Genomic DNA, 6,253 nt, shown 5'->3' with positions numbered 1-6,253 from the left:
GTTAAAATCTGTGGAAAACTATTTAAAATCTGTGGAAAACCCCAGACTTGCCTGTGGAAACGCTGTGGAATGTTTAGGGAAAAGTCACAGAAAAAATAAGAATTGCAAAGGGGAGTGATTCGATTTGAGATTGGAGGATTAAAATTGCTCAAAATCATCAACTGCTGGATGTTGTGCGCGCAACCGCTGCTTTCGACTTGAGTTATACCAATTCTCATGCTTTCATGCAACATTATTTTTAGGGTGCGGATACATCGACCATCTTCAAGAAATACCGACAATCTAATTGACCCGCAACTGATATTTTCTAGACCCCGGCAATTACATTAATACTAATTTTTGTCTGTGGTAAGACCGATGTTGAACGTGCGGGCAAGATTCAATTAAAATTATGCGTAGGGAATATCGATCGCCCGTCCTTACAACAGCAGCTTGGTTCTGCCAAAGCCGATCGCCTAATATCCCTACGCCAACAGTTATTTTACGTTCTTACCTTGAAACTTATGTTTGACTTTTTATGAGGGCTGTTTGTCTGTTCGGGAAACTTAATTTCCCGATCGCTCAAAAATCACCAGGGAGCATCTCCTGTTTTGTAAGAAGCATTTTTTATGTGAGTGCCAACTCCTCTCCTATCGCTCGATCGCTTCCGCCAGCCCCTGGGAACAGCTTAAAAGCTCCCACTACAAAAGCTAGCGCACAGATGCTGCCAATCACAAATTACAACTCATATTTTTTCAGGTTCTCCCGATACTTTACTAGAGCATAACATTGATTTCCAAAGATAGGGGAACCGACCGGCAAATTTAAATTTAATGTCTGTGTATCCTTCAGATTTTAATAACTTGGTCAGCGTTTGTACTGAAAAAAATTTAATGTGGCCGTTATCCCAAAGTACGGTAAAATGTTTATCAAGCTTGCCAGAAACAGCTAAAGTCAGGTTTTTTAAATAGCCGTGATACGGTGTGGAAAGGATTAAAACGCCTCCAGGCTTGAGGCATCTTTTTGCATTTTTTGCCAGTTCTTTTGGATAAAGTAAGTGTTCGATTACTTCAACGGCTAACACAACATCAAATGATTGCAGCAGATCGGTATCGGGGAGTTCGTAAATATCGGCTTGGATAAATTGACATTCGGGGAAACTTTGACGGGAAATGGCAATTCCCGGTGCAGAATTGTCAATGCCGACAACTTCGTAGCCTTGTTCTGCTATCACGTGACTGAGGCTGCCGTTGCCGCAGCCGAGATCCAAAACTCGGAGTTTTGTCTGGCAGGTCTCCTGAAGTGTTGCTAGCATTTCTAGAAGGGGAGATATCAAATAAGCGTGATGATATCTGGGACGGTTGTTTGTGTAATAATACGTATAGTTACTAGAGTTTGTTTTCATCGGTTAAGTTATGGAGATTATTGCCGAGACCGCAAAATTGCGGAGCGTGGGTGTACTGTTTGGGCTAATGTTTGTCACTTACGGGCTGTGAGAGTCTATCGGCAACCAGATCGTCTGATTCTTTTTGTTTGACAGGTGAATTGCGGTAACCAAATTAATCGGATGTGAAAAAAAAATATTTCACAGAATGGAGAATCTGGAATTACTCATCCGATCCCCGATCCGATCGCCACTCTCCCGAAGGCATTGGGAAACAAAAAGTGCGATCGAGCAAGAATTATTTCCACACACTAGCCGGAAACACAACTTTTTGCCTCTTAATTTCGACCGAGCGAGCAGATCCCTGCGATTTTAGCTTTAACCAACTACAGTCTGTCAACGATCGCGCTTTTTGGGGCGTGAAAAATTTTGCCCGGGGCGATCGGGTGCAAGTCGATCGGAAAATTTAGTAGGAAAGTGTGACTGAAATCACAGGCATTTGCCAAATAAATTGCTGAGCATCTTTAACTCAACACGCTTAAAATCGAGATTAATACAGTGGCTTCTATAATTGTGTTTAAATGTTGTTCTGAAGCTGTGTTGTCCCGTCAGCAGATAACCCGAGACAGATTGGCAATTTCGGTCTGGCTTATTGGACTGTGGTCGCTGTTGAGTGTCGCACCTTAATTTAGAAATGTCCTATGGTTAAGTTAGGTCAATCCTCCTTTCGCCGTATTTTACTGTCGCGGATTTTGTTGCTCAGCGTGCCTGTTTTGCTGGTGGGGGAGTATGTTACCTATCGCAAGGCACGCTCGACACTTCTGGAAACTGCTCGCCAAAACTTGACAGAAAGTGCAGTCAGAAAAGCCGAAACTATTGAACAGTGGGCGAAATCGCTGAAGTCGAATCTAATCGGCGCTGCGGAAAACTCGATGTTGCAGTCTGTAGAGCCGAAGGATTATCAAAAGTTTATCGCGCAGTTAGGGCAGCGGTTACCAGCGCAGGTTGATTGCTTGCAATTGACTAATTTACAGACAAATCAAGTGATAGCGAGCACTTGCGGGCAGCAGCCGATTCAGTCGCTACCTGCCAATTTTTGGTCGCCAGTGCAGCAGCAGCAAACGCTGCAGGAAGATAAGAGCGTTTATATGAGTTTGTTGTGGCCGAATCAAGGAGAGGGGAAACCGAACGCTAAGAAGGTGGCTTTGGGTGATGAGGATTTTCCAGATGCTGCTAAAGAAGGCCACGACAGCCAAGTGAGTTTGGTGTTGAGCGCTCCTGTTTACATTGGTCGGGGCAACACCCGAAAGTTGAGTTATGCTTTGAGTTTGCAGTCGGCTCTGCCTGTACAAACGAGCGCTCCCAAGGGGTCTCTAGCTGGTTATACGGTGGCGATCGACCAAGATGGGACGATTTTGGCGCACCCGAATATCAACCGCGTGGGCCGCAATATCGACGCGGAGGCAGATGCCGATCGGCTAAAAAGTATTGTTAGAAGGGCGATGGCCGGCGGACAAGCTTTTCTCCACCTATTTTCTTTTGAAAGAAATGGCGTAGAGTTGCTAGCAGGATACGCTGCTATCCCCAGTCCTTTAACTAAAAAAGAGAACAGCAAGTGGATTATTTTAGCTGTCTCTCGTTTGGATTACGCTCTGTCAGGTTTGGAAGAAATTCAGCAAGTTTTATTTAATTTAATTCTCGGTTTAGTTGCTGCGAGCATCGTCGCGACTTTATATTTGTCTCGCGACTTGGCGCGTCCGTTGGAAAAACTCAGAGACTACGCGCTGACAGTGGATACAGAATCGCCGCAGGCAGTGCCCCAAAATTTCCAAATTCGGGAATTCAATCAACTATCAGAAGCACTCAATAGCATGGTGGAAAGCCTGAGAAAATCGGCCATAGAATCGGCAGTCGCAACTAAGGAAGCGCAAGTTGCAAATCAGTTAAAAAATGAATTTCTGGGGAATATTTCTCACGAATTGAGAACGCCGCTCAACGGGATTATTGGTTTTATTCAAATTGTGCGAGACGGCTTCTGCGATGACCGAGATGAAGAGATGGAATTTTTGCAGCGTGCCCACGACTCGTCTATGCAATTGCTGAATATTATTAATGATATTTTGGACATTGCTAAAATAGAAGCAGGTACGTTTTCCCTGATACTAGAAGTGGTTGATATTACCCAGGTACTTGAAGATGCAATTGATTTGCAAACACCTCAAATAGAGGAAAAAGGTTTGAAGTTAAGGTTGCCAGAACCTCACGATCCGATTGTTGTTAATGCCGACCCGGAAAAGCTAAAACAGGTGTTTTTAAACGTGTTGAGCAATGCCGTTAAGTTTACCGAGTCGGGCAGCATTAGTATATCTGTGCGCGTCGAATCGAGTCATAATTCTGCTAGTTTGAACGGCAGCGCACCGGAAAGTGCGATCGGTAATAGTAGCGATCAAAACGATTTGGTAGTGGTGACAATTCAAGATACCGGCATTGGTATCGATCCCGAACAGCAGCAAAAATTGTTTCAACCTTTTGTGATGGCTGATGGTTCCACAACTCGCAGGTTTGGGGGTAACGGTTTGGGTTTGGCTATCTCCCGAAGGATCATGGAATCTATGATCGGAAGCATTACCCTGCAAAGCGCGGGTGTAAATCAAGGTACTTCGGTGATGATTTCTTTGCCTCTCAATCAGCAGTCAAGTTTTTATTTTCACAACCAGGATTTGGTAACGGAAAATGGAAATCGCAAAAGTTATGAATGATATTATGTTCGGTCAATTATCCTTGCTGGTTCCAGGGGAAATGATCTGATTTTTTTATCTAAAATCTAAAATCTGAAATCTAAAATCTGAAATCTAAAATGGGCTCAGGGGCTGTCCGCCGAGTTCGAGGGATTTGCTCAAAGCGCTGAGAATGCGGATTAATTCGACAGATGCCGCACCGGAAGATGTCGGGCACGGCGTATTTGTTTGGACGCAGTTTAGGAAGCGATCGCACACTCGCCGCAGCGGTTCTACTTGTTCTAAACTTAATATTTCGCGACTTGTGATGCTAGCAGTTGGCTGCGGCGCGATCGCACTTTCGCAAAAATTGTGCTCTTCGCCCTTGGGAATTGAACTGCCCTGCTGCAAAATCAGCGGAGTTTCTGGCGACATTTCGTCAAAAATCAAGGTTGCCAAACTGCCAACAACTGTTAAGCGTCGCTGTTTGTCAGGATTTAGCCAGCAGAGGTGAATAAGTGCTTGAAATCCGTCGGGATAGGTAAGCTTTACCCAAACTAAATCTGCTAGTTTTTCTGCTGGTTGATTTGTTCTTTCTGACTTCTGACTTGTTGCTTCTGGCTTCGGAAATACAGTACCGGTTGCGCTGACTTGAATAGGGGTTTGTTCCAACCAAGTATTGAAAATAGCAATATCGTGAACGGCCAAGTCCCAGAGGGCGTCAACGTCGTGCCGCACCGGTTCAAAATGGGTACGCTGGGCGTAACCGTAGCGCAATTTTCCGAGTTGATGCTGTTGAATAATTCGGAGGGCGCGATCGACTGCTGGATGAAACAGATAAGTGTGGTCAACGAAGAGTTGCCGCTGCTGTTTTTCGGCTAATTGGCAGAGTTCTATTGCTTGACTGAGCTTGAGGGCGAGGGGTTTTTCTACTAAGACGTGGTAGCCTTTTTGCAGGGCTGCTGCTGCGAGGGTGTAGTGTGTAGATGCTGGAGTGGCGATCGCCACAGCATCCAGTCCCGGCAATGCTTGCACTTGCGACCAATCGGTAGTTAGAATCACCGAGTCATTGAGATTAAACTGTTTTTGGACAGCCATCAATGAATCTCGATTCGGGTCTACCACCGCTAAAACTTCGCTGTTGGGATGTTCGAGAAAGTTGCGAATTAGGTTAACTCCCCAGCGACCCGCACCCAATACAGCTATTCCGATTTTCATTGATTTTACTTTCTTCAAAAATCGCATAGCAATTATAGCATGATTTGTAGTTTATTGGGGTTTATTTAATAGTAACATACCCCTTGATGATTCGGCGGTTGAAACCGCGTCTATACAAACAAAGTCTGCCTCCGACTGGTTCATAAAAGGTATCCACAACCCTGATTTGGTATAGCAACTAACTAATAACAAGTAACTACCAACTTCTAACTACTAACTACTAACTAATGACTAATTTATTGAAAGCTGCCTGAGCCGCTGCTTGTTCGGCAGCTTTGATCGATCGACCTTTTCCCTCTGCTACCAACTCTCCCAGAATGCTAACTTCTGCAGTAAAACGATCCTCGCCGCCCTGGACTGTCCCAGTTTCTTGCACGCTATACTTGGGCAAAGTTTTATATTTGCCTTGAGTCAACTCTTGGAGAGCAGCTTTGTAGTTTTGGCGGGCCGGATCGCTGCGAATCTCTGCCGCTAGCCGTTGAAAGTGAGGATCGAGCCAAGGGCGAATTAATTCTAACGTGTGAGCGCTCAAATAAAGCGCTGCGAGTACGGCTTCCAAAGCATCGGCGAGTCGGGGTTCGGCGCCTGTTTTGTCGGCTGCGGCGCTGCTGGAAACAATTAAATAGCGATCGAATCCGTAACTTGCAGCGATTTTAGCAAGAATCCGATCGCTCACCAAGATCGATCGAATAGCCGCAAATTCCCCCACCGTAAAGTCAGGATAAATCTCAAACAACAATTCCGACGCCGCCAGCCGCACCACAGCATCGCCGACAAACTCTAGCTGTTCGTAATTTGCCTTAGCTGACGCACTCGCATGAGTCAAAGCTAAATCGACGAGATGCCATTCGATCGCAGCATCCTTCGACAGTCCCAATTTTTGAATTAATGTTTCAAGTTGCTTTTGGCGACCCGGATAAATCAGATTCATAGGGAATGGGGAATGGGGAATGGG

At 45.2% G+C, this 6,253-nt stretch carries 6 protein-coding genes; 2 read left to right on the top strand and 4 right to left on the bottom strand.

Annotation, left to right across the window (positions count from 1 at the left end):
* Window positions 1-321: 321 nt before the first annotated feature.
* Together IQ270_RS26935 and IQ270_RS26930 are read right to left on the bottom strand one after the other, a co-directional pair.
* Window positions 322-462, bottom strand: a complete 141-nt coding sequence (locus IQ270_RS26935; RefSeq protein WP_339384367.1) for a cryptochrome/photolyase family protein — start codon at window positions 460-462, stop codon at window positions 322-324.
* 262 nt (window positions 463-724) lie between these two features.
* Window positions 725-1,384 carry a bifunctional 2-polyprenyl-6-hydroxyphenol methylase/3-demethylubiquinol 3-O-methyltransferase UbiG gene (locus tag IQ270_RS26930; RefSeq protein WP_193976223.1) on the bottom strand — a complete coding sequence of 220 codons (660 nt, stop codon included), beginning with the start codon at window positions 1,382-1,384 and terminating at the stop codon, window positions 725-727.
* A gap of 164 nt (window positions 1,385-1,548) precedes the next feature.
* Here IQ270_RS26930 and IQ270_RS26925 point away from each other — a divergent pair, with 164 nt between their 5' ends.
* Both IQ270_RS26925 and IQ270_RS26920 read left to right on the top strand, forming a co-directional pair.
* Complete coding sequence (locus tag IQ270_RS26925; RefSeq protein WP_193976222.1) at window positions 1,549-1,833, top strand: hypothetical protein; 285 nt, start codon at window positions 1,549-1,551, stop codon at window positions 1,831-1,833.
* 231 nt (window positions 1,834-2,064) lie between these two features.
* Window positions 2,065-4,122 carry a sensor histidine kinase gene (locus IQ270_RS26920; RefSeq protein WP_193976221.1) on the top strand — a complete coding sequence of 686 codons (2,058 nt, stop codon included), beginning with the start codon at window positions 2,065-2,067 and terminating at the stop codon, window positions 4,120-4,122.
* Window positions 4,123-4,215: 93 nt separating this feature from the next.
* Here IQ270_RS26920 and IQ270_RS26915 read toward each other — a convergent pair whose 3' ends face one another.
* Entirely contained in the window at window positions 4,216-5,298 is a 1,083-nt protein-coding gene (locus IQ270_RS26915; protein WP_193976220.1) for a Gfo/Idh/MocA family protein, read from the bottom strand.
* A gap of 220 nt (window positions 5,299-5,518) precedes the next feature.
* Window positions 5,519-6,229, bottom strand: a complete 711-nt coding sequence (rnc, locus tag IQ270_RS26910; protein WP_193976219.1) for a ribonuclease III — start codon at window positions 6,227-6,229, stop codon at window positions 5,519-5,521.
* Window positions 6,230-6,253 lie beyond the last annotated feature (24 nt).

This window comes from Microcoleus sp. LEGE 07076 (genome assembly GCF_015207455.1).
GTDB lineage: Bacteria > Cyanobacteriota > Cyanobacteriia > Cyanobacteriales > Microcoleaceae > Microcoleus.
Note: the sequence above shows the minus strand (reverse complement) of the source record. Positions and strands in the feature narration are given on the sequence as shown.

Excerpts from the sequence above, each read along its gene's own strand:
- IQ270_RS26930 (WP_193976223.1), bottom strand. The coding sequence starts at position 1,384 with ATGAAAACAAACTCTAGTAACTATACGTATTATTACACAAACAACCGT.
- IQ270_RS26920 (WP_193976221.1), top strand. The coding sequence starts at position 2,065 with ATGGTTAAGTTAGGTCAATCCTCCTTTCGCCGTATTTTACTGTCGCGG.
- IQ270_RS26915 (WP_193976220.1), bottom strand. The coding sequence starts at position 5,298 with ATGAAAATCGGAATAGCTGTATTGGGTGCGGGTCGCTGGGGAGTTAAC.
- rnc (WP_193976219.1), bottom strand. The coding sequence starts at position 6,229 with ATGAATCTGATTTATCCGGGTCGCCAAAAGCAACTTGAAACATTAATT.